The sequence below is a fragment of the Sphingorhabdus pulchriflava genome, from assembly GCF_003367235.1.
In the GTDB taxonomy this organism is placed as follows: Bacteria; Pseudomonadota; Alphaproteobacteria; order Sphingomonadales; family Sphingomonadaceae; genus Sphingorhabdus_B; species Sphingorhabdus_B pulchriflava.
The window spans coordinates 275530-301360 of record NZ_QRGP01000002.1; the positions used below are offsets into that span (position 1 = coordinate 275530).

Annotated in this window: 32 protein-coding genes; 12 read left to right on the forward strand and 20 right to left on the reverse strand. The window is 58.4% G+C overall.

The window, feature by feature from the left end; translation table 11 throughout:
- Window positions 1–6 precede the first annotated feature (6 nt).
- The 5 genes from DXH95_RS12030 (at window position 7) to DXH95_RS12050 (ending at window position 5551) form a co-directional block, all read left to right on the forward strand.
- Window positions 7–315 carry a hypothetical protein gene (locus DXH95_RS12030; protein WP_115549776.1) on the forward strand — a complete coding sequence of 103 codons (309 nt, stop codon included), beginning with the start codon at window positions 7–9 and terminating at the stop codon, window positions 313–315.
- A 76-nt stretch (window positions 316–391) separates the two neighbouring features.
- A complete protein-coding gene (locus DXH95_RS12035) occupies window positions 392–1180 on the forward strand; it encodes a lysozyme family protein (protein WP_115549777.1) in 789 nt (262 codons plus the stop codon).
- Window positions 1177–3288 (forward strand): flagellar biosynthesis protein FlhA, encoded by a 2112-nt coding sequence (flhA, locus tag DXH95_RS12040; protein WP_115549778.1) that lies wholly within the window; start codon window positions 1177–1179, stop codon window positions 3286–3288. Before DXH95_RS12035 ends, flhA begins: the two co-directional genes overlap by 4 nt.
- Window positions 3289–3290: 2 nt before the next feature.
- Window positions 3291–4040 (forward strand): sigma-70 family RNA polymerase sigma factor, encoded by a 750-nt coding sequence (locus DXH95_RS12045; protein ID WP_115549779.1) that lies wholly within the window; start codon window positions 3291–3293, stop codon window positions 4038–4040.
- Window positions 4041–4174: 134 nt separating this feature from the next.
- Complete coding sequence (locus DXH95_RS12050) at window positions 4175–5551, forward strand: PAS domain-containing protein (RefSeq protein WP_115549780.1); 1377 nt, start codon at window positions 4175–4177, stop codon at window positions 5549–5551.
- A 9-nt stretch (window positions 5552–5560) separates the two neighbouring features.
- On the opposite strand, the gene DXH95_RS12055 is transcribed toward DXH95_RS12050, so the two are convergent.
- Window positions 5561–5929, reverse strand: coding sequence for a septal ring lytic transglycosylase RlpA family protein (locus tag DXH95_RS12055; protein ID WP_115549781.1), 369 nt, complete (start codon window positions 5927–5929; stop codon window positions 5561–5563).
- 179 nt (window positions 5930–6108) lie between these two features.
- Here DXH95_RS12055 and DXH95_RS12060 point away from each other — a divergent pair, with 179 nt between their 5' ends.
- Window positions 6109–6735, forward strand: a complete 627-nt coding sequence (locus DXH95_RS12060; RefSeq protein WP_181883667.1) for a DUF2490 domain-containing protein — start codon at window positions 6109–6111, stop codon at window positions 6733–6735.
- A gap of 10 nt (window positions 6736–6745) precedes the next feature.
- Here the strand turns inward: DXH95_RS12060 and aroC are convergent, their stop codons facing one another.
- The 7 genes from aroC to DXH95_RS12095 are packed head-to-tail and all read right to left on the reverse strand — an operon-like array spanning window position 6746 to window position 11914.
- Window positions 6746–7813 carry a chorismate synthase gene (gene aroC / locus DXH95_RS12065; RefSeq protein WP_115549783.1) on the reverse strand — a complete coding sequence of 356 codons (1068 nt, stop codon included), beginning with the start codon at window positions 7811–7813 and terminating at the stop codon, window positions 6746–6748.
- Window position 7814: 1 nt separating this feature from the next.
- Window positions 7815–8333 carry a GNAT family N-acetyltransferase gene (locus DXH95_RS12070; RefSeq protein WP_115549784.1) on the reverse strand — a complete coding sequence of 173 codons (519 nt, stop codon included), beginning with the start codon at window positions 8331–8333 and terminating at the stop codon, window positions 7815–7817.
- Window positions 8330–8656, reverse strand: coding sequence for a hypothetical protein (locus tag DXH95_RS12075; protein ID WP_115549785.1), 327 nt, complete (start codon window positions 8654–8656; stop codon window positions 8330–8332). Before DXH95_RS12075 ends, DXH95_RS12070 begins: the two co-directional genes overlap by 4 nt.
- Before the next feature lie 20 nt (window positions 8657–8676).
- Window positions 8677–9504 carry an enoyl-ACP reductase FabI gene (gene fabI, locus DXH95_RS12080; protein WP_115549786.1) on the reverse strand — a complete coding sequence of 276 codons (828 nt, stop codon included), beginning with the start codon at window positions 9502–9504 and terminating at the stop codon, window positions 8677–8679.
- The gene (locus DXH95_RS12085; protein WP_181883668.1) at window positions 9501–10475 is read right to left on the reverse strand and encodes a YihY/virulence factor BrkB family protein; all 975 of its coding nucleotides are present in this window, start codon (window positions 10473–10475) and stop codon (window positions 9501–9503) included. Before DXH95_RS12085 ends, fabI begins: the two co-directional genes overlap by 4 nt.
- Complete coding sequence (locus tag DXH95_RS12090) at window positions 10468–11394, reverse strand: DnaJ C-terminal domain-containing protein (RefSeq protein WP_115549788.1); 927 nt, start codon at window positions 11392–11394, stop codon at window positions 10468–10470. The genes DXH95_RS12085 and DXH95_RS12090 overlap by 8 nt, the downstream gene beginning before the upstream one ends.
- Before the next feature lie 55 nt (window positions 11395–11449).
- Complete coding sequence (locus DXH95_RS12095; RefSeq protein ID WP_239016633.1) at window positions 11450–11914, reverse strand: ABA4-like family protein; 465 nt, start codon at window positions 11912–11914, stop codon at window positions 11450–11452.
- 47 nt (window positions 11915–11961) lie between these two features.
- Between DXH95_RS12095 and pdxH the strand changes: the two genes are divergently transcribed.
- The 3 genes from pdxH (at window position 11962) to DXH95_RS12110 (ending at window position 14459) form a co-directional block, all read left to right on the forward strand.
- Complete coding sequence (gene pdxH, locus DXH95_RS12100; RefSeq protein ID WP_115549789.1) at window positions 11962–12558, forward strand: pyridoxamine 5'-phosphate oxidase; 597 nt, start codon at window positions 11962–11964, stop codon at window positions 12556–12558.
- A gap of 103 nt (window positions 12559–12661) precedes the next feature.
- Window positions 12662–13627: a cation diffusion facilitator family transporter gene (locus DXH95_RS12105; protein WP_239016634.1), complete on the forward strand. Its 966-nt coding sequence runs from the start codon at window positions 12662–12664 to the stop codon at window positions 13625–13627.
- Window positions 13608–14459 (forward strand): PhzF family phenazine biosynthesis protein, encoded by an 852-nt coding sequence (locus tag DXH95_RS12110; protein ID WP_115549790.1) that lies wholly within the window; start codon window positions 13608–13610, stop codon window positions 14457–14459. The genes DXH95_RS12105 and DXH95_RS12110 overlap by 20 nt, the downstream gene beginning before the upstream one ends.
- A gap of 4 nt (window positions 14460–14463) precedes the next feature.
- Here the strand turns inward: DXH95_RS12110 and DXH95_RS12115 are convergent, their stop codons facing one another.
- Complete coding sequence (locus DXH95_RS12115) at window positions 14464–14910, reverse strand: peptidylprolyl isomerase (protein ID WP_115549791.1); 447 nt, start codon at window positions 14908–14910, stop codon at window positions 14464–14466.
- A gap of 125 nt (window positions 14911–15035) precedes the next feature.
- Here DXH95_RS12115 and mgtE point away from each other — a divergent pair, with 125 nt between their 5' ends.
- The 3 genes from mgtE (at window position 15036) to DXH95_RS12130 (ending at window position 17676) form a co-directional block, all read left to right on the forward strand.
- Window positions 15036–16445 (forward strand): magnesium transporter, encoded by a 1410-nt coding sequence (mgtE, locus tag DXH95_RS12120; protein ID WP_115549792.1) that lies wholly within the window; start codon window positions 15036–15038, stop codon window positions 16443–16445.
- A 24-nt stretch (window positions 16446–16469) separates the two neighbouring features.
- Window positions 16470–16874 (forward strand): DUF1489 family protein, encoded by a 405-nt coding sequence (locus DXH95_RS12125; protein WP_115549793.1) that lies wholly within the window; start codon window positions 16470–16472, stop codon window positions 16872–16874.
- A 61-nt stretch (window positions 16875–16935) separates the two neighbouring features.
- Complete coding sequence (locus DXH95_RS12130; protein ID WP_115549794.1) at window positions 16936–17676, forward strand: CPBP family intramembrane glutamic endopeptidase; 741 nt, start codon at window positions 16936–16938, stop codon at window positions 17674–17676.
- On the opposite strand, the gene DXH95_RS12135 is transcribed toward DXH95_RS12130, so the two are convergent.
- Genes DXH95_RS12135 through DXH95_RS12185 form a run of 11 tightly spaced genes read right to left on the reverse strand, consistent with a single transcriptional unit; the run spans window position 17673 to window position 25758 of the window.
- Window positions 17673–18062, reverse strand: a complete 390-nt coding sequence (locus DXH95_RS12135; protein ID WP_115549795.1) for a flagellar export chaperone FliS — start codon at window positions 18060–18062, stop codon at window positions 17673–17675. The genes DXH95_RS12130 and DXH95_RS12135 overlap by 4 nt on opposite strands.
- A gap of 3 nt (window positions 18063–18065) precedes the next feature.
- Window positions 18066–19427 carry a flagellar filament capping protein FliD gene (gene fliD, locus DXH95_RS12140; protein ID WP_115549796.1) on the reverse strand — a complete coding sequence of 454 codons (1362 nt, stop codon included), beginning with the start codon at window positions 19425–19427 and terminating at the stop codon, window positions 18066–18068.
- 43 nt (window positions 19428–19470) lie between these two features.
- Window positions 19471–20613 (reverse strand): EscU/YscU/HrcU family type III secretion system export apparatus switch protein, encoded by a 1143-nt coding sequence (locus DXH95_RS12145; RefSeq protein WP_115549797.1) that lies wholly within the window; start codon window positions 20611–20613, stop codon window positions 19471–19473.
- A gap of 3 nt (window positions 20614–20616) precedes the next feature.
- Entirely contained in the window at window positions 20617–21396 is a 780-nt protein-coding gene (gene fliR, locus DXH95_RS12150) for a flagellar biosynthetic protein FliR (RefSeq protein WP_115549798.1), read from the reverse strand.
- A gap of 3 nt (window positions 21397–21399) precedes the next feature.
- Window positions 21400–21669 carry a flagellar biosynthesis protein FliQ gene (gene fliQ, locus DXH95_RS12155; RefSeq protein ID WP_115549799.1) on the reverse strand — a complete coding sequence of 90 codons (270 nt, stop codon included), beginning with the start codon at window positions 21667–21669 and terminating at the stop codon, window positions 21400–21402.
- Window positions 21670–22434 (reverse strand): flagellar type III secretion system pore protein FliP, encoded by a 765-nt coding sequence (gene fliP / locus DXH95_RS12160; RefSeq protein ID WP_115549800.1) that lies wholly within the window; start codon window positions 22432–22434, stop codon window positions 21670–21672. It abuts the gene before it with no gap.
- Window positions 22424–22699 (reverse strand): flagellar biosynthetic protein FliO, encoded by a 276-nt coding sequence (locus DXH95_RS12165; RefSeq protein ID WP_239016635.1) that lies wholly within the window; start codon window positions 22697–22699, stop codon window positions 22424–22426. Before DXH95_RS12165 ends, fliP begins: the two co-directional genes overlap by 11 nt.
- On the reverse strand, window positions 22696–23016 hold the full coding sequence (gene fliN, locus DXH95_RS12170) for a flagellar motor switch protein FliN (RefSeq protein WP_115549801.1): 321 nt from the start codon (window positions 23014–23016) through the stop codon (window positions 22696–22698). The genes DXH95_RS12165 and fliN overlap by 4 nt, the downstream gene beginning before the upstream one ends.
- The gene (locus DXH95_RS12175) at window positions 23013–23897 is read right to left on the reverse strand and encodes a FliM/FliN family flagellar motor switch protein (RefSeq protein ID WP_115549802.1); all 885 of its coding nucleotides are present in this window, start codon (window positions 23895–23897) and stop codon (window positions 23013–23015) included. The genes fliN and DXH95_RS12175 overlap by 4 nt, the downstream gene beginning before the upstream one ends.
- Window positions 23894–24502 carry a flagellar basal body-associated FliL family protein gene (locus DXH95_RS12180; protein ID WP_115550169.1) on the reverse strand — a complete coding sequence of 203 codons (609 nt, stop codon included), beginning with the start codon at window positions 24500–24502 and terminating at the stop codon, window positions 23894–23896. Before DXH95_RS12180 ends, DXH95_RS12175 begins: the two co-directional genes overlap by 4 nt.
- A gap of 20 nt (window positions 24503–24522) precedes the next feature.
- Window positions 24523–25758, reverse strand: a complete 1236-nt coding sequence (locus DXH95_RS12185; RefSeq protein ID WP_181883669.1) for a flagellar hook-length control protein FliK — start codon at window positions 25756–25758, stop codon at window positions 24523–24525.
- Window positions 25759–25831 lie beyond the last annotated feature (73 nt).

Below are 25831 nucleotides of genomic sequence, written 5' to 3' on the forward strand. Positions count from 1 at the left end.
CTTTCGATGAGTGCCCCTGAAATTGCCGCTGTTTTGGCGCGTCAGCAAGAACTGATTGCGGCACTCGACGCACAGGATACCGACCGAATCGTATTGGCGACCGAAGCACTTGCCGCTGCGACGAGTGAGCTGCGTGGCGCGGATCATTGGCCCGATGATCCTGATATCGCCGATCAATTGTCTGAGACCCTCCAGACCAACGAAGCCGCTGCTGTCCGCATCAATCTGTTTCGTTTTTGGAACCGTCAACGGATTGACCATTTGCAGGAATTGCGTGGTGAGCGGCTTCGGAGAAATGGATATAATTCCATATAAATCAATTATATATTGTGAACTTGCCCGCTTTGGCACGCCCGTTGCTGTTGTTCCGTCATCATGAACGGACCAGAACATGCCCACGAAAATTAGCCAACCGACCGCACCGGTACCAATACAGCGCGCTATCGCTGTTGCGGCGCAGCGTACAGGCACCGACTTTGGTTATCTTTTCGATCAGGCGCGCATTGAAAGCGGCTTTCGTCCGCAAGCGCGAGCGACCACGTCGAGCGCAGCGGGGCTTTATCAGTTCACCCGGCAAACCTGGCTCGCAATACTTAAACAGCATGGTGCCGAACATGGTTTTGGCTGGGCTGCGGATTCGATCGAGAAAACTCCGGGCAGTCGCTATCGGGTCACCGATCCGGTGCAGCGCGAACAAATTCTCCAGCTGCGCTTTGATCCAGATGCTGCAGCGCTGATGGCGGGCGAGTTGGCGGGTGACAATGCGGTGCATTTGGCCGATGTGTTGGGCCACGCGCCCGAATCGGTCGACCTGTATCTGGCGCATTTTCTGGGGGCTCATGGAGCCCGCAAGTTTCTGACGGCTTGGCAAACTGATCCGCAGCAGGCGGCGGCACCGCTATTGCCCGAAGCAGCGCGGGCCAATCCAGCGATTTTTTATGCACCTGACGGCACCCCGCGCAGCGTCGACGCAATCCGGGCTCGCTTTGCCAGCAAATTTGGCGGGCTATCGGACTTGGCGGTCACCGCAACATCAGCACGTGATGTACGCCAGTCCGCCTCTGTTTCAGCAAACCAGCTAGGGCTGCGATCAATCCGGCCGATGCCGCACCGTTTATCGCTGGCATTTGCACAAGATGCGTATCGGAGCTTGCAATCGCGCGAAGGTGGCGCGCTGTGAAGCCGGGCTCGATATGGCGGCTGGGTGTCAAGGGGGCCGGAACTGCTGCATTGCCGGTAGCGATCCTCGTCCTTGTGCTGTTGATGGTGGTACCGGTTCCAGCGCTACTGCTCGATATCGGTTTCATCGCGAATATCATGATCAGCCTTGCCGTGCTGATGATCGCGCTGTCCGCCGCGCGCCCGCTCGATTTCTCTTCCTTTCCGACAGTCTTGCTGCTCGCAACCCTTTTCCGTCTCGCGCTCAACGTGGCATCGACCCGTGTCGTTCTGGTCCATGGTCATGAAGGCGCTGCGGCTGCTGGGCATGTGATTGAAGCCTTTGGTGCGGTGTTGATCGGGGGCGACTATGTCGTCGGGTTGTTCGTTTTCGCGGTGCTGATGATCATCAACCTGGTGGTCATTACCAAGGGAGCGGGCCGCGTATCAGAGGTTTCGGCGCGTTTCACTCTCGATGCCTTGCCGGGCAAGCAGATGGCAATCGATGCCGATCTGAATGCCGGATTGCTCTCCCCCGATGAAGCCAAAGCGCGGCGACAGGAGGTCGCAACCGAAGCTGACTTTTACGGATCGATGGATGGTGCATCCAAGTTCGTGAAAGGGGATGCCGTCGCAGGCCTGCTGATACTTTTCGTCAACATCATTGGCGGACTGATATTGGGCGTCGTCAGCCACGGCCTGCCAGTTGGAGAAGCGGCGGCGACCTATATCTCGCTTGCGATAGGCGATGCGCTTGTTGCCCAGTTGCCGGCATTGCTGTTGTCGATTGCGGCTGCGGCGATTGTGACCCGTGTGGCTTCTCCACTGGATCTGAATGGCCAGATTGGCAGCCAGATGGGTCTGGCGCGCGCTTGGGTACCCGTTGCCGGAATCCTTACGCTGATTGGGCTGGTGCCCGCCATGCCGCAATTGGTGATCCTGCCCGCAGCAGCATTGGCGGCTGGCGTCGCCTGGTGGCTGAGCAAGCAGGAAGCAACCGCGCAGGTCCCAACCAATGTCGCCGACGAAATGACGAGCGATGCGAGCCTTATCCGCTGGAGTGACATATGCGATGACGCCATAGTTGCTCTCGAAATCGGTTATGGTCTCGTGCCGCTGGTCGATGAAAGACGCAGTGCGCCGTTGATGGCGCGGATCAGCGGTATCCGGCGGCAATTGTCGCGTGAGCTGGGCTTTGTCCTGCCACTGGTGAAGGTCAGCGATGACCTTTCACTGCCCGCAAACCTGTATCGAATCCGCATCGGTGGAGTGATAGTTGGTGAGGATGAAGTCCGGCCACACGATTGGCTGGCCCTTGATCCGGGCGATAGTCTCGGCGGCATTACCGGGCAAGCTTGCAAGGACCCAAGCTTTGGCCTGGATGCATTGTGGATCGGTGCGGAAAAGCGCTTCGATGCCATTGCAGCGGGCTATACCGTGGTCGATCCGGCGACGGTTATCGCGACCCATCTGAACCGGGCACTTGCGTCAAATGCAGCAGAGCTGTTCGGCTTTGACGAAGCACAGGCTCTCGTTGATCAACTGAAGTCTTTCAATCCGCAGCTAGCCCAATCGCTCACGCCACAACCGCATGCACTTTCCACGATACTGGCTGTTTGCCGCGGCCTTTTGTCAGAACGGGTTCCCTTGCGTGATTTCAGAGCGATCGCGACAGCGATGATCGGCGGCGCCATGCCGGATCATTCGCCCACGCATCTGCTCGAAGCAGTCCGGCTGCGGATTGGTGCCCTGATTGTACAGACGATCGTACCTTCAAAAATGCCGATACCTGCAATCACTATCGAACCCGAACTTGAAAATTTACTGGGTGCTGCTGTGCGCGCTGCTCCGCAGGCAGACTGGCCTTTTGAACCCGCTTTGGCGAACCGCCTGCTGCAAGCGATCGCTGAAGCAGTCGAGCCATTGACGCTGGCTGCCCGTAGCAGTGCCATCATCACATCGCCACTGTGCCGACCACCACTGTCGCGGCTGTTGCGAACCCGTTTTCACGACATCGCTGTGCTGTCCTACCTCGAAATTCCCGAAAACCGGCAAGTGGATATTGTCGCGACCGTTTCAGGTGCGGCTGCTGCTGCGATGCCGAAACATTCTATAGAACAGGAGAACTGAACATGCGTCCTTTGCCTCCGGCTGCATTTGATGCGCTGTGCAGCCCACAACCTTATGCCAATATGCGCAGAGCAGAGGTCGAGCTGTTGGTGCGAGAACATAGCGCACTCGTGCGCCGTCTGGCTTGGCAAGTGCACTCGCGCATGGCATCGTCAACTGAACTCGAAGACCTGATACAAACAGGGCTTGTCGCCTTGATAGAGGCTGCACGCACCTATGTCGATCAGGGGCACGCCTTTGCGACCTATGCTTCGGTGCGAGTGCGTGGGGCGATGATTGACCAGTTGCGCCGTAATTCCGCGATGAGCAGGCGTGCGATGGCCGACCGGCGAAAGCTGATGCAAACGCGATCTGAATTAGAGCAACGCCATCTCCGGCCGCCTACCGTGGCCGAAATGGCCGCAGCCTTGCACGTGCCACTCGAAGCCTATCAGGCGATGGTCGATGCTGCGGAGCCGGTGCAGTCAGAATCGATTGACGAAATCTATTCGGACTATGACGGCTGCTTTGCCGATCCATCGGCATCCGCAGACCAGCTTGTCGAAGCCGAGGATATGCGTGAGCATGTCACGGTGTTGATCGCAGAACTTCCCGAACGTGAAGCGATGATCCTTCAGCTCTTTTTCGTTGAAGACCTGAATCTCCATGAAATCGGTGCGGTTCTGGGAATCGGTGCGGCGCGTGTTTGCCAGATAAAGAAGTCGGCGTTGACCAAACTACGCAATCGTTTCGGCGAATTGGATGCTGTTTGAAACCATTTTCGCGTCGACCGAATGGGTCCTGTGCAACTGTCTCATCCTGTAACGCTGATAACGGCATGTTAACCATCTCGGAGCATAAGGCATCGGGAAGCAACGGGTGCGATCCTAACAAATAGGACCGAAGAATGGATAATTTGCGCGGTTTTGGGCCTTTTGACAGCGATCAGTTCGACGCTGACGGCCCCGCATATGCAAGTTTCGAAGAGGAATATGAAGACGCCGCGATCGAACCGCCGCCAGTGGTTTCGGGGGATGAGCGTCGCATGCAGGTGCGCGCCTATAATTTCTGGACCTCGCAACTCGGCGAAAGCAATTATCCCAACATCGAAGAACTTGAACCCGAGGGCGTCGAGGATTTCCGCGACTATTCGGTGCTGCTCGACTTCACGTCGGGCATCGAAAATCCGTCGATTCAATATCTGGGTGAAGCGCTGCGCAACGAATGTGGTTTGACTGACGACATTTCCTACCTCGACCAGGTTCCGCCGCGTTCGCTGCTGTCGCGTATCACCGATCATTATCTCCAGATTATTGCTAACCGCGCACCAATTGGTTTCGAGGCTGAATTTGTAAACGATCGGGGTGCGAATATCATGTATCGCGGCATCTTGCTGCCCTATTCGTCCGACGATGACACCATCGATTTCATTTATGGCGTGATTAACTGGAAAGAAGCGGCCCCCGCTGAAATCGCAGCGCCGTTGCAAAAGGAAGTCGAAAGCGCGCTCGCCGACATGCCGGTCCGCAAGGATCATGTGCCCGTCTGGGCCGATGGCCCGGCGGCGGACGAACTTGAGCTCGCGGCAGAGTTTACTGACGCTGAAGTCGAAGGCGAGCTGGTGCTCGACGCCAGCTATGCTGATGCGCCGGTCGAACTCGCGGTCGTCGAAGCGGACGAACCGGGTGAAGACTCGGTACTTGCCGATTGGTTGCAAGCTGCCCGCAGCAGCGCAGACCATGCCCGCGATACTGATGCGCGCAGCCGAGAAGCGCTCTACAGCGCGATTGGCCGCGCATATGATTTCTCGATTGCTGCACAGCGCTTCCCCGAAGACTATGCGGAGTTGCTGGCCGACAGCGGTATCACTGCCCAAGAACGCGCACCGATGACGCCGGTGGTGAAACTGATCTTTGGTAGCGGTTATGACAAGACCCGCTTGACCGAATTTGCTGCCGCGCTGGACTATGCGCACCGTAATGTCGTGGCGCAGGGTGGGCTGGCAGATTTGCTAGCGAAACATGACGGTGGCCTCAAAGGCATCGTTCAGGCCGAACGCCGCGCGCGCAAGCTTGCCAAGGGCGAAGCTGTTGCGCCGACGCTGGTCGATCCACGCCCGCGATTGCGGGCAGCGCGGGCTCGCGATCTCTCCGAATTTGCTCAAGGCAGCGAAGAATTTGTCGTGCTGGTCGCGCGGCGTGATGCCGATGGCAATGTCGCGATTGTCGGCTCGGTTGAAGATACCGGTCTGACCGACAAGGTGCTTACCAAGACTATTGTCTGACCGATTGGCCTAGTCGCGAACCATCGTCAATTTGACTTGAGCAGTGCCGCTGCGGTGCATGCCAAGTTCCTTGGCTGCAGCATAGGACAGGTCGATAATGCGGCCTCGTCCCCACGGTCCGCGATCATTGACGCGTACGATGACTTCCCGGCCATTGCCCAGATGCGTTACCTTCACACGCGTGCCAAAAGCAACCGTTCGGTGCGCAGCCGTGAAATCAGACGGGTTGAACATCTCTCCACTGGCGGTGCGGCGTCCGGCTAGTTCATTGCCATAATAGCTGGCATGGCCGCTGCCCAGATCGGCGTCAGCGGTGGCTTGGGCCGCGAATGGGGACGCTGCGATAAGAGCTACCAAAAGAATTCTGTGTAATTGCATGGCATCAATTCCTGCGGCAAGCCTTTGGCGGACCGCGGTTTCGCTGTCCAGTCTTCCGCGTTATGGTGCTCCTGCATTGCGACATTCGGTTCCCGATTGGCAACCCCGCCCGCCTTGGTTAAGTGCGCTGCATGTTCGTTCGCCGCCTTTGCCACTTGCTTGGCACAATCTCCCTAGTCATGGCCTCGCAAGCAGCATTGGCCGAATCGACGCAGCAGCAATGGTTGACCCTGACCGGCGATTTGGAACTGGACGCGAACGACAGCGTCTCGGCCCATGTGATACTGCGCTCACAGCCGGATTCGTTCGATCTGGGCCAGCGTTTCATCCGGCTGGGTTATCGGCACGACTTGAACGACGATGTCAGCCTGTCGCTGTCCTACGCTCATGTCTCCACAGAAGTTTCCGGCGGCAGCGACCCAGTGCAACACCGGCTGGCGCAAGGCATTTCCTTCCCACTGGTGCACGAAGTCGATGTGCGCGTACAGCTCGAAGAAGTGTTCGGAGTGACCGGAAGCAACGACGTGGGTGTCCGCTTCCGACCGCGTGTTCGTTGGCGCCACGACCTGAACCAGAGCGGCAAGTTGGAGCTGCAACTGAGCGACGAACTCATCTTCGCATTGAACGATACCGATTTCGGCCAGACCAGCGGCTTGACTGCCAACCGTGCTGGCGCCGCGGTGCATTTCGATGTCGGCGACCATTTCGGCATAATGCCGGGCTATACATGGCAGTTGGTCAATCGCTCAGGCGGACCCACGCGGAATGACCATATATTGGGTCTAACGCTCGAAGCGCATTATTGAGCGAGAAGAGCTAACCGCACTGCGCGCGGTGCAGCAGTTTCTGGTCCGCCAGAACCAGCGCCATCATCGCTTCGACAACCGGGGTGCCGCGAATGCCAACGCAGGGGTCGTGGCGGCCCTTGGTGACGATCTCGGTAGCCTCGCCCTCGCGGGTCACAGTGTCGACCGGGGTGAGAATCGAACTGGTCGGCTTGAAACCGACGCGGCAAACAACTGGCTGACCAGTCGAGATACCACCCGCAATGCCGCCAGCATTGTTGGCAAGGAAGACCGGCTGGTTGGTTCCGGGGCGCATCGGATCGGCATTTTGCTCGCCGCGAAAACGTGCGGCTTCGAAACCCGCGCCGATCTCGACGGCTTTGACCGCATTGATACCCATCATTGCTGCAGCAAGCTCGCTATCGAGCTTGGCATAGAGCGGCGCACCCCAGCCGGGAGGGACGCCGGTTGCCACGCATTCAACCACCGCGCCTAGCGACGACCCCGCCTTACGCGCTTCATCGACCAGTTTCTCCCAGCGACCGGCGGCCGCCTCGTCAGGGCAGAAAAACGGGTTCTTGTCGATCTGGCTCTTTTCGAAATTGGCGCGGTCGATCGCATCGCCGCCGATTTCGACGACATAGGCGAGGATTTCGACTTCAGGAATGACCGCGCGCGCCACAGCCCCTGCGGCAACCCGCGCAGCAGTCTCGCGCGCAGAGCTGCGCCCGCCGCCGCGATAGTCGCGAAAGCCATATTTGGCATCATAGCTGTAATCGGCATGGCCGGGGCGATAGGCCTTGGCGACTTCCGAATAATCCTTTGAACGCTGGTCGACATTCTCGATCATCAGGCTGATTGGCGTGCCGGTGGTGCGGCCCTCGAAGATTCCGGAAAGGATGCGGACCTGGTCGGGTTCTTGCCGCTGTGTGGTGAATTTGCTCGTGCCCGGTCGGCGCTTGTCGAGGAAGGGTTGGATATCGGCTTCGCTGAGCGCTATCCCCGGAGGGCAGCCATCGACCACCGCGCCCAATGCCGGCCCGTGGCTTTCGCCCCAGGTGGTGAAACGGAAAACATGGCCGAACGTGTTGAAACTCATCTTACCTCTCGGGCCCGAAAGCCGGTGCATAGCGTGCGCGGCCGCTTTCGGGAAGTCGCACGCTTTTGTCCAGTAAAAGCGCCATGAAATGCGGGCCGGCAAAGGGCGAGGCGAAGGGACGTGCGGCCTCTGCGCTATAGCCGAAGCGCGGATAATAGTCCGGATGGCCAAGCACGAAGCTGATCTGGATGTCTTGCCCATGCAACATCTCAAGTCCGCGCCAGATCAAGGCCGACCCGACCCCGCCGCTGTGCAGATCAGGTAATACCCCGACCGGTGCCAACCCGGCTCCCCGCAACGGCACACCGTCAGCCTCAACCTCCATGCGACTGAACAAAGCATGGCCGACAATCTGACCGTCTATTTCGGCGACCAGCGAAACCAGCGCATCGCCATCGGCATGGATATGGCGGACCAGATCTGCTTCCCCCTGATGACCGAAGGCTGTGCTGGCAAATGCCGCTCGATGCACAATGTCGACCGCATCGAAATCGGCCGGTGTAAGCAGACGGATGATCATGCGTCTTCGGTCGGCTTCACCTTGACCCTGCGGTATTTGGCCTGTTCCTTGCCGATCCAGGTGCGCAAGGCGCGGTAGATGATGACCGCAGCAGCCACCGCCAGCAGCCGTCCGGCATGCGGATGGTTGTAGGCACCGCCAAAGCGCCCGCCGAAAACAAAGGCTGCAATCACGAATAGGAAACCTGCCGCCGAGACAAAGCCGTCGAGCACGGGCGGCAGCCCTTCCCAGAAACGCTTTGCATGCAGATAGCCGAACAGGCCGACTATAAATGCAGACCCGACTAAGAGGAGAACCAGTTCGTTGCTATGCCCTTCGAACATTCTCGCCCTCCTTTGCGGAATCAGCCTAGCGCGATATCAGGAGCATCCTCCTGCTTCATGCCCACCGTATGGTAGCCTGCATCGACATGATGCGTCTCGCCGGTAACGCCTGCTGACAAATCTGACAGGAAGTACAGCGCCGAGGCACCGACATCGTCGATGGTGACATTGCGGCGCAGCGGCGAGTTATATTCGTTCCACTTTAGGATGTAGCGGAAATCGCCGATACCCGATGCAGCGAGCGTCTTGATCGGCCCCGCCGAAATTGCATTGACGCGGATGCCATCGGGCCCGACATCGTTGGCTAGATACTTCACACTGGCTTCGAGAGCCGCCTTGGCAACGCCCATGACATTATAATGTGGCACGACCTTTTCGGCGCCATAATAGCTCAGCGTCAGCATTGATCCGCCACCCTTGCCGGTTTCAGGGTCGAAGGGCACCATCATCGCCGCGGCCCGCTTGGCGACGGCGGTGAAGCTGTAGACGCTGATATTCATCGTCATCAGGAAGTCGTCGAGCGTGACGTCGAAATATTTGCCGCGCAGCGCATCCTTGTTGGTAAAGCCGATGGCATGGACGACGAAATCGATGGTGGGCCAGCGTGCCGCGAGTTTTTCAAACGCTGCGTCGAGATTGGCCATGTCCGAAACATCGCAATCGATCAGGAAATCGCAGCCCAATTGCTCTGCGAGCGGGCGGACGCGCTTTTCCATGACTTCGCCCTGATAGCTGATCGCCAGTTCGGCACCTTCGGCCTTCAGCCGCTGCGCGATGCCCCATGCGAGCGACTTGTCATTGGCGAGGCCCATGATGAGGCCGCGTTTTCCTGCCATCAAACCGGTCATGTATCGGTGAACTCCTGATTGTCTTTTCCTGATCCCGGACCACCCCTTAGGCCATTTTCGGTGGCGTTGGCCAGAGCGGCGTTGAGTTGCGCGCCTGTGACCATGCCGAGGCCAATCAGGTAAAAGAAAATCAGTGCGATCATCACCCCGGCCAGGCTGCCATAAGTCAGATCGTAATTGGTGATCGAAGACACGAACCAGGGTAGCACCATCGTGCATCCCACCCACCATCCGCTGACCAGCACCGCACCCGGCCATTTGGGGTAAAGCCGCCCGCGATATTTGCGCGGGGCAAGGCCGCGATAAATGGTGTAAATAGCGAGGAAGAGAATGGCGAATGGGATGATCCGGCCCCAGGCGAAATAGTCCGCCGCGCGTTCGGCCGCAGGGATGAAGCGATAGACAAGTTCCTCGATCGTCACGACCAATACCTGCGCCGAAAAAGCCATCATTGCCAGGATCACAGCCGCCACGATCACCACAAAACTGCCCAGACGATATTGCCAGAACCAGCGCTCGGGTTGGGTCCCGTAAGCGCGGTGAAGGACGTCGCGGATCGTCTCGATCAGGCTGGTGGTGGTCCAGAGGCTGACGATGGCGCTCAACCACAACAGCGGCCCTGATCGGGCGGTCATGGCGGCATGCACTGGTTCGGCAAGCGCCGCCTCGACGCTTTTGGGGACGGTTTCGAAAAAGGCGTCGATCAGCGCCAGCCCGGATTCTGTCTGTCCAAGACTGCCCGCTATGGCGGCGGCGACGATACAGAAGGCAAAAAGCGCGACAATCGATAGATAGGCGAAGTTGCCTGCATGGACGAAGCCATCGCTGTAGACACCCACGACGACACGGCGCACGACTTCCTTGGCCTGATGTAACGGATCGAGATGGTGAAACCACTCAACCTCGCTCTCGGCATGCGGGCGCGGATCGTGCGCGCGCGCCTCGGGCGAGAGGGGGGAGTGCTCAGACACCAAGGTCGGAACGGATGCCGGGTTCGTCGGGAAGGGCTTCGGCAAGCGTGGCCAGCGCGGCCATGTCCGATGGCAGGCGGATGTGCAGCGTCACCAACTGATCCCCGCGCTCTCCACCTTTCTTCGCAAAACCCCGGCCCTTGATGCGCATGGTAGTACCCGATTGCGCACCGGCAGGAACGCTGAGCATTACCGCACCGTCGATGGTTGGCACCTTTACCTTTGCACCTTTGATCGCTTCTTTCAGGCTGATCGGCAGTTCTAGGCGGATATTGTCTCCGTCACGCTCGTAAAAGGGGTGCTTGCCGATTTTGAGCGTCACCATCGCGTCGCCATTGCCGCCGGGGCCTGCAGCGCCTTTGCCGGGAATACGGATCTGCTGTCCGCTGACGGCTCCCGCAGGAAGTTTGAACTCGACCGTCTTGCCGTCGCGAAGCGTGATCCGCTGGGGTTCCAGCTTGGCTGCATCGGTAAAGGCGACGAGATGTTCGTAGGCTATGTTCGCGCCCTTGGGCGGCGGCCCAGGTTGAGGCCTTGGACCACCCGGGCGAGCGCCCGCGCCTCCGCCGAAAAGGCCATCAAAAATGTCGCCAAGATCGATGCCGCCGCCAAATTCAAAACCGCCCTGTCCGGGGCGCTGCCCGCCGGCGCTGAACGGGCTGCCGCCGCCAAAGCCCGCACCAAAGGGGGAGCGCGGCTGGCCGTTCTCATCAATTTCACCGCGATCATATTGGCCGCGCTTTTGCGGGTCAGACAACAGGTCATAGGCATGCGTCACCTCGGCAAAGCGCTCGGCTGCCTTGGGATTGTCCTGGTTCCTGTCGGGGTGCAGTTCTTTGGCGAGCTTGCGATAGGCGCTTTTGATCGCCTTCTCGTCTGCGCCTTTCGAAACACCCAATATGGAATATGGATCGGCCATTCTCGTCCCTGTTTATTTGCGTCCCTGTATTAGATTGGCATTACAGCGCACTGAGTCAACTCGGCGCAACAGCATTTTCGACGCTTTTTCCAGCAAATGTGCGCAACAAGAGATAAAGCACCAGCCCCAGCGGACCGAGAAGGAAGATGAACGGTAGCACCAGCAGCTGTAACCAGCGGGCAATGCCACGCCTGTCGGCGTTACGCGCGGCCCAGATGCCGACGAACAGGTCGAAGGCGAGATAATGGATCCAACCGATTGTTGCGCCGCCTTTGCTGTCGAAAAGGCCCATCACGCCCGCGAGCGAGGAGAAATCCTGCGAACGCGGCCCTGCGGCATCAAGTGTCCCGCTCATCAGCCCGACTATGAGCACCGTGTAGGTCGCGGCCAGTAGCCCGCAACCTGCCATGAACAGCAGAGGCAACACTTGTTCGCGCTTCGGTGCCAACAGCAGCAACAGCCAGCAGACCATCGCATAGATGTTGGTCACCTCAAAAATCGTCTCCCACGGCATTTGCATGGCAGTCCCCCCTTCCTTGCAGGCGCAGTCTAGCCTATCGGGGCGATATGGAAAGCCAAGATCCCTACGTTATTTTCGATAGCTGGTTCAAAGAGGCACGCGAAAGTGAACTCAACGACGGCAACGCCATGGCCCTGGCGACGGCAGACGCAAATGGCCATCCTTCGGTGCGGATGGTCTTGCTCAAAGGCCATGGCCCTGACGCAGACGGCAAAGGCGGGTTCATTTTCTACACCAACCTTGAAAGCCGCAAAGGTGGCGAACTGGCCGCAAACCCCCATGTCGCCTTGCTGTTCCATTGGAAGTCTCTCCGCCGCCAGGTCCGTATCGAAGGCCCGATAACGCAAGTCAGCGATGCAACGGCCGACGCCTATTTCGCGAGCCGCGCACGCGATTCCCAATTGGGGGCATGGGCGTCCGACCAATCCCGTCCGCTCGATAGCCGCGCGACGTTCGAGGCGCGTTTTGCCGAGGTCAAAGCGCGCTTCGAAGGGCGGGATGTGCCGCGCCCTCCGCACTGGACCGGGAATATCGTTAGCCCAACCCGCATCGAATTTTGGCAGGACCGCGAATTCCGCCTCCACGAGCGCTGGGTGTTCGATTGCGAAGGCGATGGCTGGCGCACGCAAATGCTGTATCCGTAACAAAAATTTTCCGTTCGTGTCGAGCGAAGTCGAGACACGCGGAGTTGGCGTGCACCCTATGGGCCTCTCGACTTCGCTCGAGGCGAACGGCTAAAGGAAGCAAATGTCGCTTAATCACAACCACCATCATCACGAACATGGTTCGATGACAGCGAAAGCCGCGATTGCCAGTGTGGCAATGGCGCTTTTCCTGACCGTGCTCAAAAGCTGGGCGGCGATTGAGACCGGTTCGGTTGCTCTGCTCGGTTCGCTCGCCGATACCGGCTTCGACCTGCTGGCTTCGCTGTTGACCCTGTTCAGCGTGCGCTATGCAGCTCTACCGGCGGATGACGACCATCGTTTCGGCCATGGCAAAGCAGAGGCCTTGTCTGCGCTAGTGCAGGTGATGCTGGTGACCGTATCGGCGCTGTTTATCGGTTGGCGCGCGGTGGTGCGTTTTAGCGACGGTGCACCAACCGAGCATCCCGAAATGGGCATCGGCGTCTCGCTGGTCGCGATTGCGGCAACGCTCGGGCTGCTCGCCTATCAACGCCATGTAATCAAGAAAACCGGCTCGGTCGCGATCCATGGCGACCATTTGCACTATCAAGGTGACTTGCTGCTAAACATCGCGGTCATTGTAGCACTCGCGCTTGATGCTTTTCTGAGCGTGCGCGGCGCCGATCCGTTGTTCGGCATCGCAATTGCGCTCTGGCTGCTCTGGGGCGCCTGGCGCGCCGCCAGCCTTGCGCTCGATCAGCTGCTCGACAGGGAGTGGCCGCTCGAAAAAAGACAGCGGTTCATCGAAGTCGCGATGCGACATCCCGAGCTGAAGGGCATTCACGACATGCGCACGCGCTCGGCGGGCGCACATGATTTCTGCCAGTTCCACGTCTGGGTCGATCCGAACATGACCGTGCTGCAGGCGCATGAAGTGATGGACGAGATTGAGGCTGAACTGATGCGCGAATTTCCCGGTGTGGAGGTGCTGATCCATCCCGACCCCGAAGGGCATAAGGACGAACTGGGCTATATTCCGAGCGAGACGATCGAGCACCAGGATGACGAGCATGAGCATCACCACCACTAGACCCTTCAAACAGGTCGATGTTTTCACGGTCGTAGCATTGAAGGGAAATCCGGTGGCGGTGATTCTTGATGCCGTAGGGCTGTCTCCAGATCAGATGCAGGCTATCGCCAACTGGACCAACCTGTCGGAAACGACCTTTGTCACACCCGCAACCGACGCAGCGGCGGACTATGCAGTCCGCATATTCACCCCCAAGAGCGAACTGCCTTTTGCCGGGCATCCGACGTTAGGGACGGCGCATGCCGTGATCGAGGCGGGTCTGGCTATTCCCAAAGACGGCAAGGTGGTGCAGCAATGCGCGGTGGGCCTTGTCGAGGTTAGTGTTGTTGGCACCGGATTGTCCTTCCGCTTACCGCGTTATGCCTATGAAGAGGCCCCCGAGCAGGAAAAACTTGCTGCAGCGCTTGGTGAAGGCGCAATCAACGGCGTGCCCGAAATCGTCAATGTCGGCCCGCGCTGGGTGATTGCCGAACTGGCATCGGCGGGGGTTGTTGAACAATTGCAACCCGACCTGCCGATGCTTGCAGATTATGACCGCACCCAAGCGACCACCGGGCTTACGGTCTATGCCGAAAAGCCGGATGGCGACATCATCGTCCGCAGCTTTGCGCCTGCCGACGGCATCGCCGAGGACCCCGTTTGCGGCAGCGGCAACGGTGCGGTAGCCGCATTTCGTATGAAGGCTGGCCAGGTTTCCGCAGGCAGCAGCTATACAGCCAGCCAAGGCCGTCAGGTTGGCCGCGATGGCCATGTTCGCATACGGATAGAAGGAGATGCCGTCCATGTCGGCGGTGACTGCGTCACCGTCGTGGACGGCACCTTCGGGATTTGATCGCTTAAGCGACCGTCACCGACTGGATCACGCCGGGTTCGCGCGGCGGCTCGCCCTTGGGCAGTGCGTCGACATTTTCCATGCCTTCGATCACATTACCCCACACGGTGTACTGACGATCGAGGAAAGTCGCATCGTCGAACACGATGAAGAACTGGCTGTTTGCGCTGTTCGGATCCTGGGTGCGGGCCATAGAGCAGGCGCCGCGAACATGGGGTTCATCGTTGAATTCCTGTTTCAGGTTCGGCTTTGACGAACCGCCCATGCCGGTACCGTTAGGGCAGCCACCCTGCGCCATGAAACCGTCGATCACGCGGTGGAATTTCACGCCATCGTAAAAGCCTTCCTGCGCCAGTTCGACAATGCGTGCGACATGGTTGGGGGCAAGGTCAGGACGCAGCTTGATTACGACATCGCCGGTCGAAAGGTGCATGGTGAGTGTTTCGGCCATTTGGGAATCCTTTTCGTTGAAACTTTGCCGCCGCAATAGGCTCCAAAGGGCAAAAGTAAATTGCATTTTCGCGGGCGGGGCGTAGGAGAAGCGCGGTCGCATCAATCAGCAGCAAAGGGGGAACGATGACTGCCGAATCCGATCCTGACTTCCCCCAAGTCGAAACCGCAGAAGAAACCCTCGACGAAGACAATCGCTTGAAGGCGGACTTCGTCCGGCTGGTGCTCGACGCGGTTGAACGCGGCGACACCGAAGAAGCCTATCGGCTCGCGCAGCCGCTGCACGCTGCCGACATTGCCGACCTGTTCGAGCTGACCAAGCGCGAGGATCGTGCCGATCTTGCCATCGCGCTGGGTGACTTGCTGAGCGCCGATGTGCTCGCCGAAATCAACGATTGGGTGCGCGACGATATTGTCGATGCGCTGCCTGCCGCGCAGATCGCCGACCTCGCCGAGCAGATGGAGACCGACGACGCGGTCGCGATGATCGAGGATCTGGAGGAGGAAGAGCAGCAAGCCGTCCTCGCCGAACTCGACCCCGAAGACCGGGCGGTCATCGAAGATGCTCTCTCCTATCCGGAAGAATCCGCCGGTCGTATCATGCAGCGCGAACTGGTCGCGGTGCCCGAGCATATCACCGTCGGCCAGCTCATCGATTATCTGCGCGACAATCAGGATCTGACCACCGAATTCTGGGAAATCTTCGTCGTTGATCCGGCGCACCGTCCGATCGGTACTTGCCAGCTGAGCTGGATATTGCGCACACCGCGCAACATTTCGATCTCCGATGTGATGAAGCGCGAGCAGACTTTGATCCCGGTCGATATGGACCAGGAAGAAGTCGCGCTGCGCTTCCAGAAATATGCGCTGATCTCCGCCGCTGTGGTCGACGATGCCGGGCGGTTGGTCGGTGTGATCACCGCCGACGATGTCGTCCACATCGTGCAGGAAGAAGCAGGCGAAGATATCTTGCGCCTGTCGGGTGCGGGCGAGGGCGACATCAACGAGCCGATTGCCGACAGCTATAAAGCGCGCGTCCGCTGGCTGATTGCCAATCTGGGCACCGCGATGGTTGCTAGCTTCATTATCGCGCAGTTCGGGGCCGCCATCGAAACCATGGTCGCACTTGCGATTTTGATGCCGATAGTCGCCTCGATTGGCGGCAATGCTGGGACACAGACGCTGGCAGTAACGGTGCGCGCGCTCGCCACCAACCAGCTGACGCAATCGAACACGGTGCGATCAATCTGGCGTGAGATTCGTGTCGCACTGCTGATTGGGGCGACGGTGGCGGTGATTGCGGGTTTGGGGGCAGGGGTCATATTTTCGAACTGGACATTGGCGGGCGTTATCGGTGCTGCCATCCTGTTCAACATTACGATTGCGGGGCTTTCAGGCGTTGTCATTCCAGTCGTGCTCGACCGTCTCGATCAGGACCCCGCGGTATCGAGCTCGATCTTTGTGACGATGATCACTGACTCGATGGGCTTTCTGATTTTCCTCGGACTTGCGGTGTTTGCCGGTCTTGCGGGCTAAGCCCTGCGCTCCCAGATAGCGGCCATGGCACTCCATATGACCAAAATTGCCTTTGGTGCCGAAAGCCCGGCGCATCTGCGCCAGCGGCTGGAAAGCTATGCCGAGGCGGGCGAAATCCGGCTGACCACACGCTATTTGCCGAAACGGCACGAGGAAATGGCGGGTGGCTCGCTCTACTGGATATTGAACCACACCCTCGTCGGCCGCAGCCCGATCCTTGGCTTCATGGATAACGGGCAGGGGCGTACATGGATCCGCCTGCGTCCCGAACTGATCCCCGTCCGCTCAATCCCCAAACGCGCGCATCAGGGCTGGCGCTATCTGGAAGACAAGGATGCGCCGCCCGATCTGGGGTCGGCGGGCGCTGATGCCCGCGATGAAATGCCATCCAAGATGCTGGGCGAATTGATGAAAATGGGGCTGGTGTGATTGCATTCGGTCGGGACCTCGCCTAGCCAGCCCCTACCGGAAGACATTGGGGGAATATAAAATGGCAGACGCGGCACACGAACCGGATCATAGCGACAGCGGATTTCCGAGCCTGTGGGGTGGTCTAGGTTGGGTCCTGTTGTTTTTGTTCCTTCAGATCGTCGCCGGTGTCGCTGCGCTGGGCATTGCCATCGGCATCGACAAAAGTGGCCGCGATGCCATGGAGCTTGCTCGCGATCTATCGTTTATTGCCGGTCCGACTATCATCTCGCTGATTGCCTCGAGCGTTGTTCTGCTCGGTTTGTTCTGGCTGCATTTGCGCAAAGAGGATCGTGCCACACGGATTGGCCTGACGCGCTGGAGCAGGCTCAGCTTTTTGCAAACTGTTGGTCTGGCTATCGTGCTCATCGCCCTTGGCCTCGCCTTCAACCACCTCTACGCCACTTATGTCATTCCCGACATCAAGGTGCAGGAATCGCTGCGTAAGATGTTCGAAGCGCTGCCCGATACGCCATTCAACATGGTGATGCTGTTCGTCGCCATCGCCATCATCGCTCCTTTGCTTGAAGAAATCCTGTTCCGCGGGCTCGTCCAAAATGCGCTCGTGAAGCGGTTGCCGGCCTGGGGTGCGATATTGGGTGCGTCGGCCATCTTTGGCGCGGTGCATATGGATTATCATGCCTTTCCCGCCTTGATGATGATGGGTGTGGTCTTCGGCATTTTATACCACAAGACAGGCTCGCTCAGGGTCAATATCGTCGCGCATATGCTCAACAATGGCGCTGCACTACTACTCACCTAGCGTTCTGCAATCGCTTTCCAGGCGGCAGCGAGCGATTCGATGCCTGCCCGCAGTTCTGCGAAACGCAATGGATCTGGGTTGGCCAACCGATCTTCGAGTTCGCTCGCGAGGGCGGCATAGAGGCCTGCCAGCGTTTCGGCCAATTCGCCTGACTCAAAATTGAGTCCTGCCCTGAGTGCTACAATGATGGAGCGCGCCCGATGGGCTTGCGGGTCGAGGAGCAAGCTGTCGCATTTGCTGGCCTGCACCGTCAGTATGTTGATACACAAAAGCAGTTCGTCGTAAAGTAGTGCGACCAAATGATGTGGATCGGCGCTTTCGATCTGACTGCTGAGCGCCAATGTCCGGTAATGCGCGCTAGCTCTGCTGTAGTTGGGGTTCAGCATAGCTTATGAATCGTTCGACCAAAGTTTGATTTGCTGTTCGAGGTAGGACTGCGTTGCCTTGAAAGCCGCAAGTCGGGCGTCAAGGCCGGCATATTGCTTTTCCAGTCGCGCTTCGAACGCGTCTTCGCGCGCCTCCATCTTTGCACGGTTTTTGGCGATGGCTGCCGCTTCGCTTTGCAAGGCTTTGCCAAGGCTGTCGATCAAGCCACCCGATGCCACCGACGCATCGCGGATTTCATCAAGAGCATAAGCAAGGCCGGGATCGGTGCTGTTTGTATGAACCGCATCGCGCGGCGGGTTGAATAGAGCCTCGACTGCATCAGGATTAGCCGCCAACGCGCCGTCGAGCTTTGCTGCATCCAGCACAAGGGTGCCGCTGCGGTCGGTTTTGATTCCAATGTCCGACAGGCTGTTGATCCCGGCATTGCCGGTCAACGCCTTGCTGACAAGTGCAGCCAGCTGCCGGTCGAGCGCTCGTAAATTGCCCGCGCCACCGATTGTCTGTCGCGCCGCTTTCAGGCTGGATTGTAACTGGTTAAAGACTGAAACAAAGTCGCCGATAGTCTGCTTGAGCGCATCGGCTGGACGTATGCTGCCCAGCGTTATCATTTCGCCAAATGTCGACTTTTTAAGTGTCATCGCGACCCCGGGCACGAGGTCGCTAATGATATTGCCCGGTCGGCTATATTCGACACCATCGACACGGATGACAGCGTCCAATGCAGATTGCGACAGTACCAAACCGGTGGAGACTAACGCGCTAAGCGCCGGTTCAGCACCAGCATCAGCCGTAAGCGCAAACGCTTTGGCCGCGCCGACCTCGCCTTTCAGTACCAGTCGCACTTGGCCTTGGTCAGATACAAGGCTCGCCCGAACCCCGCTGTCGCTCGCGTTGATCGCATCGGCAAACCCTGTGAGACTGTTATTGCCGGAACTGATGGCGATGGCATAGGCATTGCCGTTCACGGTCAGCGTCACATTGCCGGTTCCAACCGGATTAGCCGCCGATGCGACCAGGCTGCTTACGGATGTTTGCGCACGTGCCAACTGACGGATTTCGATCTCGGCAGACAGTTTCCCGAGTTGAGAACCTGCTAGGGCGGATGCGACCAGCGCGCTGTCGTTCGAGGTTGTCGGTTGGCTGCTCAGGCTGCCGGTCTGTACCAGATTGCCAAGCGTATCGGCAAAACTGTCGAGGTCGGCACGTGCTTGTGCAATCGCGCTGATTTTGGTCTGAGATGTTTTGGCGAGCGTATCAAAGCGTTCCACTTTGGGTGCGCGCGACGCAGCGGCCAGATCACTGACAAGCTGGCTTACATTGATTCCCGATCCAAGCCCGAGGCTGTTGGCTATATTTCCGATCATGACAATTTCCTTCACCCGAATAACGGCATGAAGGACGTGATCTTTAATCTTCGATACGTTGACCATGCACATCGAAACGCTGGGACCTCGGCACATCAACAACAGGAGGTTGTATCTGCGCCGCAAGTTCGCTGTCGAGCCGGAAGACAAAGGCAAGGATTACGGCAACCGCCTGATACAGATCTTCGGGGATGGCTTGTCCCGCGCGCGTCGTGAAATAGATCGCACGGGTCAGCGACGGATATTCGAGCATAGGAACCGCACGATCGAACGCCAGTTGACGCATCGCCAGAGCGACCTCGTCGCGGCCACGGGCCAGGACTAGCGGGGCAGCGTCTTTGCCCGGCATATAGCGCAAAGCCACGGCGAAATGCCGTGGGTTGGTCAAAACAACGCTCGCCTCGCCCATTGCCTTGCGCGCGGATTGACTGAGGATTGCTTGTTGGCGGGCAGTTTGTGCGGCTTTCAGTTCAGGGGCGCCTTCGCTTTGACGCAGCTCTTCCTTCACCTGTTCGCGCGACATGCGCAGACGGCGATTGCGCTGAAAGATTTGTAACGGCACATCGATCAGCGCGAACAGGGCCATAGCGGCTGTCAGTGCGAGCAGGACCGATGCAAGACTGCTACCCAATCGCGCTGCTGCCGACGCCGGATCGGCAACAGCGAGCGACAATAGAATGTCCAGCTCCCGATCGATCAGCCACCAACCCACCCCGCCAAGGACTGCGGTTTTGGCCAGCGCCTTGATCAACTCAATGGCACCGTGCAGTCCGAACATGCGCTTGACGCCGGCCAACGGGTTCAACCGGCTGCCTTTGGGCTCCATCGCCTTTGCCCGCCAACCCAGCGAGCCAAGCAGAGCAGGCCCGGCAATCGCCGCGACCAGACTGGCGAGCAACAGACCGGCAAATGGCAATGCCAAAGGGGTTAGCAAATGCGTGAGCCGGGCAGAAAAGTCGACTGCCCTTATGCTCTCCTGCCCAACCGAAAGTCCCTTTTGCAGCATGTCAGCCGATGCACCCACCAGCCATTTCCCCGCCAACATAAGCCAGCCCGCCCCGGCGAGCATCATCAGCGCAGTTGCCAGCTCGCGCGAAACCAGGACATCGCCGTCACGTGTCGCATCCTGTCGCCGTTTCGGTGTCGCCGCTTCGGTTTGCTGGTCACGGTCAGGTGGTTCCGCCATAGCTCAGCCTAGCCCGAGCGACTGCGCCTGCCGCAGGGCATCAAGGATTATGCGGCCAAGCGCTTCCGCCATCACCGGCGTTGCAATTGCGAGCAAGATTATCCCCGCAGTAAGTGTCGCGGGAAGGCCCACCGAGAACAGATTGAGTGTCGGCGCCGCGCGCGAAACCATTGCAAAGACCGCCTGCACCAACAGCAATGCGGAAAGAACGGGCATCGCGACGGCAATCCCACCTGCAAAAGTCAAGCCGCCAAACTGGACAAGGCCACTCAACGCTTTTGCCGAAATCCAGGCCTCGCCCGGAGGCAGGGCGCGATAGCTATCGACGACAATCTCGGCGAACAGCAAATGGCCTTCACCTGCAAGGAACAGGAACAATGCCAGCATTGACAGATATTGGCCGATGGCGGGGCTGGGCTGGCCGGTTGCAGGGTCAGCCATGGCCGCAAATCCGATCCCCATCATGTTGCTGATGATTTCGCCTGCGAGCAATGCGCAAACAAAGCCGATCTGCAGCGCAAAGCCCATCGCCAGCCCGAGCAAGGCCTCTCCGGCAATCAGCAGTAATCCAGAGAGCGAGGTCAAGCCGTCGACCGGAATCGCCGGTTGCACCATAGCTGCAGCAGGCAAGCCTAGCGCCATCGCCAGCACCAGACGTAACTGAACGGGCACATTGCCGGCACCAAAAAACGGGGCGGCCAGCATGGCAGCGCCTGGCCGGATCATCGCCAGTAACCAGATCTGCAGGTTTGCCTCAATGTTGCCAAAGCCGAATTCCATCACGGATCAGCGCAGCAACAAAGGGATCCGCTCGAATATCTCGCGCGTGAAATCGGTCAGGAGCAGCATGATGCTGCCCCCGAAAATTGCTAGGCACAGCGCGACGAGCAGCAATTTGGGCACAAAACTCAGAGTCTGTTCGTTGATCGAGGTTGCTGCCTGTACCATACCGAGGAGCACCCCGGTGACCAGCGCCGGGATCAGGATTGGGGCGGAGGCCAGAGCGAGCACCCACAGTGCCTGTTGTGCGATGCTGATGAAGAAATCCTGCTCCATCTATCCTCCTGCAAAGGACGCCGCGAGCGATCCCATGGTCAAGGCCCAGCCATCGACAAGGACGAACAACAACAATTTGAAAGGCATCGAAACAATGGTCGGCGACAACATCATCATGCCGAGCGACATCAATGCCGATGCCACAATCAGGTCGATGATAAGAAAAGGCAGGAAGATCAGGAAGCCGATTTGAAACGCGGTCTTCAGCTCACTGGTCACGAAGGCGGGCAGAAGTATTGAAAAGGGGATATCGGTCGGGCTGGCAAAGGGTGGTGATTTGGCCAATTTGGTGAACTGCGCCAGATCGTTGCTGCGCGTTTGCGCCGTCATGAAACCGTGCAATGATTTGCCCGCTCGACCTACCGCTTCTTCAATGCCGATCTGCTGTTCGCCATAGGGAGTGATTGCTGCTTGGTTGATCTCCGACATTACCGGCTGCATTACGAACAGCGACAGGAAAAGGCTCAGGCCAACCAGCACTTGATTGGGTGGCGTTTGCTGCAATCCCAAAGCATGACGCAGGATCGACAGCACGATGATGATCCGCGTAAAGCTCGTCATCATCAGCACCAGCGAGGGCAATATCGTTAGCAGCCCCATCAGCAGCAGAATCTGCAGCGATAGCGAAAGCGGGCGACCGTTGCCTGCGATTTCGATTAACGCCCGATCCATTGCCCCGCCGCTCGGCTGTGCCATCGCCTGCGCCGGGAGTAGCAGAAAGAATGCGGCGATCAGAGCGGCGGGGATGAGCAAACTAAGGCGCATCGAATTCACCCCTGTCGTCGATTGCAAGCGATGTAACGCCGGTGCGTGTAATCGCGACCAGCAACTGCTTGCCGCCGAATTCGAGAACCGCCAGTTTTGTTCCAGCCCCAATCGGTCGCAATTCGGCAATGCGGATCAATTGATCCCGTGTTGGCGCAACCGGCATGCCGATCTGCAATCGCTTCCAAAGCCATAACGAGCCCCACGCGAGCGCCCCTACCAGTGGCAGCAACAGCGCCAGACGCAGCAGATAGTCGAGGATCACGGATTTCTCTCCTGACCGGAATAGGCGCTGTCCGCAGAAACCAGCTGGGTAATCCGGATGCCGTAGCGACCATCGACCGCAACAATCTCTCCACGCGCTATGCGGCTGCCATTGGCGCATATGTCGAGGGGTTCATCGGTCTGCCGGTCGAGTGCAACTACACTGCCTTCATCCAGCGCGGCCAGCTCGGCCAGCGTCATCAGCGTTGACCCAACCTCAACCGAAAGGCGAATATTCACTCCAGCCAACAAGTTGAAATTTTTCGCGGCGGTCGGCGCACTGGGGCCGCGCCGCGGGGCTTCACTCATATCGCTCATGCGGGGGTTCCTTTGCCTAGCTTATCGATGCGAAGGGCGACATTCCCCTGCATCTCACCCAAGCTGGCTTGGGCAAAAAGCATGTTGCCAACAGTAACCGGTACAGTTTTCGGCATTGCAATGGGCAGCACGTCGCCGATCTTCAGTTGCATTAGTCGCGCCAACGGAATCTCCGGGTGTGCAAGCACCGATCGGACGGGCAAGGGGACATGGCCCGCATGCGGATGCAAACTAAGCTGCAAATTTCTAGAATCTGTGGACCGGGCGATGGATTTGACGGATTTCCCCGTACCCAATGTTGACAACATATCGGTCGACATAGCCAGGCTTAAAGCCGCTATTTCCGCCTTGCCGATCGCGATATCGAAATTGACGCAGTGGAACATGGCTTCTGGCTTTTCATGAGCGATGTCGGTCGGGTTGAAATGGGCAGCACCCAGTGCAAGGTCGATTGGCGTGCCATCGGGCCATGCACCTAACACTGCCCTGGCGAGGGCATCACCGAGCCGCCGGGCAAAGCGCAGCTGCGTGGCTGTTGGCGCGGCGAATAGCTCCGGCGCAGCGCCGTCACCGCCGTAAAATTTTCCGAATGCCACGTCGAATAAGCTGCGCGGTACCCGCATATAGGCGGCTCCTCTGCCATTCTGGTCCACAAAGCAGGCCCACAAGGCTGGGATATCCTGCGCCAGCCAGTCGCCAAGGCACAAAGTATCCTGGCTTGCTTCAGTCGGTTCGATCGCATCGACGCCGCGGCTACAAAGCAATTCGCAAAGCGTTGCGCGTAACCGCCTTTCCGAAAAACCACTGCCCAAGAACGCGTTTTTGCCGGTAGTGGGCCGGATCAGCGACATTGGTTGGATGTCAGGAACGGACAGCGTCATTGGATCACCAGACTATTGAAATAGACATTGTCGATGCCGCCAAAGCCTTCCTTTTCGCGCAGCACGCCATTGATGGCGCGCGCCAATTCGCGCTGGAGCAACTGCTTACCCTGCGCGGATGAGAGCACGGCTGGGTCCTGTTCGGACAAGATCATAAGAACGGCCGAACGGATCGGTACATCCTGACGTTTCACATTTGCGACGACTTTGCCGTCATAATAGGTGGCCAGGCTGATGCCGATCTGGATGAATCCCGAGCCATCAGAAAGATTCGCGGTGAAAGGCTGTTCAACCGGGATATAGGTGATTTCATATTTTGACGGATCGACCTTGAACCGATCATTCGGGACGGATACGGTTCCTACTTTCAGTGGTACCTCTCCCTCCCCTTCGCCTGCGGGAGCCGGTTCAGCGGGTTCGGCGCTGCGGACAACCAGTTTCGGCCAGTTTGGATCTTCCCGCTCCGTTTTCTTCGTAAAACCACCGGTGGCATAGATACCGGCACCCGCACTGCCTGCGGCCAGCAACAGTCCGGCAAATAGCATCAGTGTCAGCTTCTTTTTCCCGCCCCCCTTTTTATGCTCGTCCTTCGATTCCTTACTCATATCATTTCCTTGCATTCGGATCAGGCAAAGCGGTCGGCTGGCCGTCCGTCGCGCTGATCTTCGTCTGGATGTGAAATCTGTTCAGTTTCCCGGAACGGCGGAAGTTGCTCAGGATTTGGCGCGCTTCGTGCGTGGCGACCATCGCCACTGGCTCCAGATTGGACCGATGATTCAGAGATTGTGACGCCGCGTTGACGCAATTCATCGGTTAGGCGAGGCTCTGCCGATGCAATGATTTGCGCTGCGTTTTCGTTGCTCGTCCGCATTTCTATTGCCAGCCCGGATTCGTGTCGGGTGAGCTGTATTTCGAGGCTACCCAGATTCGGCGGCATCAGCCGGAACATCAGAGCTCCACCTTTAGATTTCGCGTCGACGATGTTTCGGGCGACTTGCTCGAACCAGCCGCTATGGCACAGATCCAGCGCTTGCGTTGGTGAAAGCGATGGAAATTCCATTGCCGACACGGCCCTGGTCTCCGAACGCCCTCCGCCGGGTAAATGCATCAAGAAGTCCGGTGTCGCCCGCGAACCCAGTGATTCGTCTAATGTGCCATCCTTCTCGCCCGAAGGCACCGCAGAAGATTTTGTCGCCGATATTGGCATCGCGTCTTTGGGTGGTGTTTGCATAGCTGCAGGATTGCTACTGTCACCCACGGCAATGACTATTGGGGCAAGGACGTCCAGTTTGTGCGGTGAGGGCATTATCCGTTCGGTGAGCTGCATCTCATCCTCGACTGGGATATGCATTTTTTCGGTTTTCGTAATTGACTTGCGAATCACTCGAATATCCGGATTGGCCTGCGATTTCAGATCTTGCGGCTGCGCCAAAATGGATGAAACTTCAGGGCTTGCTGGCTCTGTAGGTACAGATATTTGGTCCGCAACGGGCGACGGAAGCGCGGGCGCACTTGGCTCAATGCTCTGATCGGCGTTTGCCAAATGCTGCTCGAACAACATTTCTGTCGAAATCATCGTCAGGCTTCGCGGCGGCGCGCTGACGACCGATACCAAGGCCGTGTTCGGCATCACGCTTATCACAACAAACCTCGCTTCTTGGGATTGATGGGCAGATTCAGCAGTTGTCGAAGTTCGCGGTCGCGCGCATGCCTCTGCATTGCGGAATGGTGGGTTCGCTCGATGATTTCGGCTTGACCGCTGGCAAGCGTTGCTGCCCGCGCTGCGTTGGCACAGTTGGTATTGGCGTCGTTTAATGGGATGTCGAGCGATGTGGTTGCCTCGGCCAATCGGTCCGACCACTCCAACCGTGTTGCCAGGTCTGCACCGGATATTTGCGTATTGTGCTGCACTAGCTGCGCTTGCGCATCGACAA

Bases quoted from the DNA above. Each gene is read 5' to 3' on its own strand.
- DXH95_RS12110 (WP_115549790.1), top strand. From the start codon at position 13,608: ATGAGCATCACCACCACTAGACCCTTCAAACAGGTCGATGTTTTCACG.
- DXH95_RS12045 (WP_115549779.1), top strand. From the start codon at position 3,291: ATGCGTCCTTTGCCTCCGGCTGCATTTGATGCGCTGTGCAGCCCACAA.
- DXH95_RS12145 (WP_115549797.1), bottom strand. From the start codon at position 20,613: ATGGCGGAACCACCTGACCGTGACCAGCAAACCGAAGCGGCGACACCG.
- fliP (WP_115549800.1), bottom strand. From the start codon at position 22,434: ATGCGCCTTAGTTTGCTCATCCCCGCCGCTCTGATCGCCGCATTCTTT.
- DXH95_RS12055 (WP_115549781.1), bottom strand. From the start codon at position 5,929: ATGCAATTACACAGAATTCTTTTGGTAGCTCTTATCGCAGCGTCCCCA.
- fliD (WP_115549796.1), bottom strand. From the start codon at position 19,427: ATGATCGGAAATATAGCCAACAGCCTCGGGCTTGGATCGGGAATCAAT.
- aroC (WP_115549783.1), bottom strand. From the start codon at position 7,813: ATGAGTTTCAACACGTTCGGCCATGTTTTCCGTTTCACCACCTGGGGC.
- DXH95_RS12130 (WP_115549794.1), top strand. From the start codon at position 16,936: ATGGCAGACGCGGCACACGAACCGGATCATAGCGACAGCGGATTTCCG.
- DXH95_RS12050 (WP_115549780.1), top strand. From the start codon at position 4,175: ATGGATAATTTGCGCGGTTTTGGGCCTTTTGACAGCGATCAGTTCGAC.
- DXH95_RS12135 (WP_115549795.1), bottom strand. From the start codon at position 18,062: ATGCTGAACCCCAACTACAGCAGAGCTAGCGCGCATTACCGGACATTG.
- fabI (WP_115549786.1), bottom strand. From the start codon at position 9,504: ATGACCGGTTTGATGGCAGGAAAACGCGGCCTCATCATGGGCCTCGCC.
- DXH95_RS12115 (WP_115549791.1), bottom strand. From the start codon at position 14,910: ATGGCCGAAACACTCACCATGCACCTTTCGACCGGCGATGTCGTAATC.
- DXH95_RS12030 (WP_115549776.1), top strand. From the start codon at position 7: ATGAGTGCCCCTGAAATTGCCGCTGTTTTGGCGCGTCAGCAAGAACTG.
- DXH95_RS12180 (WP_115550169.1), bottom strand. From the start codon at position 24,502: ATGAGTAAGGAATCGAAGGACGAGCATAAAAAGGGGGGCGGGAAAAAG.
- DXH95_RS12075 (WP_115549785.1), bottom strand. From the start codon at position 8,656: ATGTTCGAAGGGCATAGCAACGAACTGGTTCTCCTCTTAGTCGGGTCT.
- DXH95_RS12105 (WP_239016634.1), top strand. From the start codon at position 12,662: ATGTCGCTTAATCACAACCACCATCATCACGAACATGGTTCGATGACA.
- fliQ (WP_115549799.1), bottom strand. From the start codon at position 21,669: ATGGAGCAGGATTTCTTCATCAGCATCGCACAACAGGCACTGTGGGTG.
- DXH95_RS12090 (WP_115549788.1), bottom strand. From the start codon at position 11,394: ATGGCCGATCCATATTCCATATTGGGTGTTTCGAAAGGCGCAGACGAG.
- pdxH (WP_115549789.1), top strand. From the start codon at position 11,962: ATGGAAAGCCAAGATCCCTACGTTATTTTCGATAGCTGGTTCAAAGAG.
- DXH95_RS12175 (WP_115549802.1), bottom strand. From the start codon at position 23,897: ATGACGCTGTCCGTTCCTGACATCCAACCAATGTCGCTGATCCGGCCC.
- DXH95_RS12070 (WP_115549784.1), bottom strand. From the start codon at position 8,333: ATGATCATCCGTCTGCTTACACCGGCCGATTTCGATGCGGTCGACATT.
- fliN (WP_115549801.1), bottom strand. From the start codon at position 23,016: ATGAGCGATATGAGTGAAGCCCCGCGGCGCGGCCCCAGTGCGCCGACC.
- DXH95_RS12035 (WP_115549777.1), top strand. From the start codon at position 392: ATGCCCACGAAAATTAGCCAACCGACCGCACCGGTACCAATACAGCGC.
- DXH95_RS12060 (WP_181883667.1), top strand. From the start codon at position 6,109: ATGGCCTCGCAAGCAGCATTGGCCGAATCGACGCAGCAGCAATGGTTG.
- DXH95_RS12125 (WP_115549793.1), top strand. From the start codon at position 16,470: ATGGCACTCCATATGACCAAAATTGCCTTTGGTGCCGAAAGCCCGGCG.
- DXH95_RS12095 (WP_239016633.1), bottom strand. From the start codon at position 11,914: ATGCAAATGCCGTGGGAGACGATTTTTGAGGTGACCAACATCTATGCG.
- mgtE (WP_115549792.1), top strand. From the start codon at position 15,036: ATGACTGCCGAATCCGATCCTGACTTCCCCCAAGTCGAAACCGCAGAA.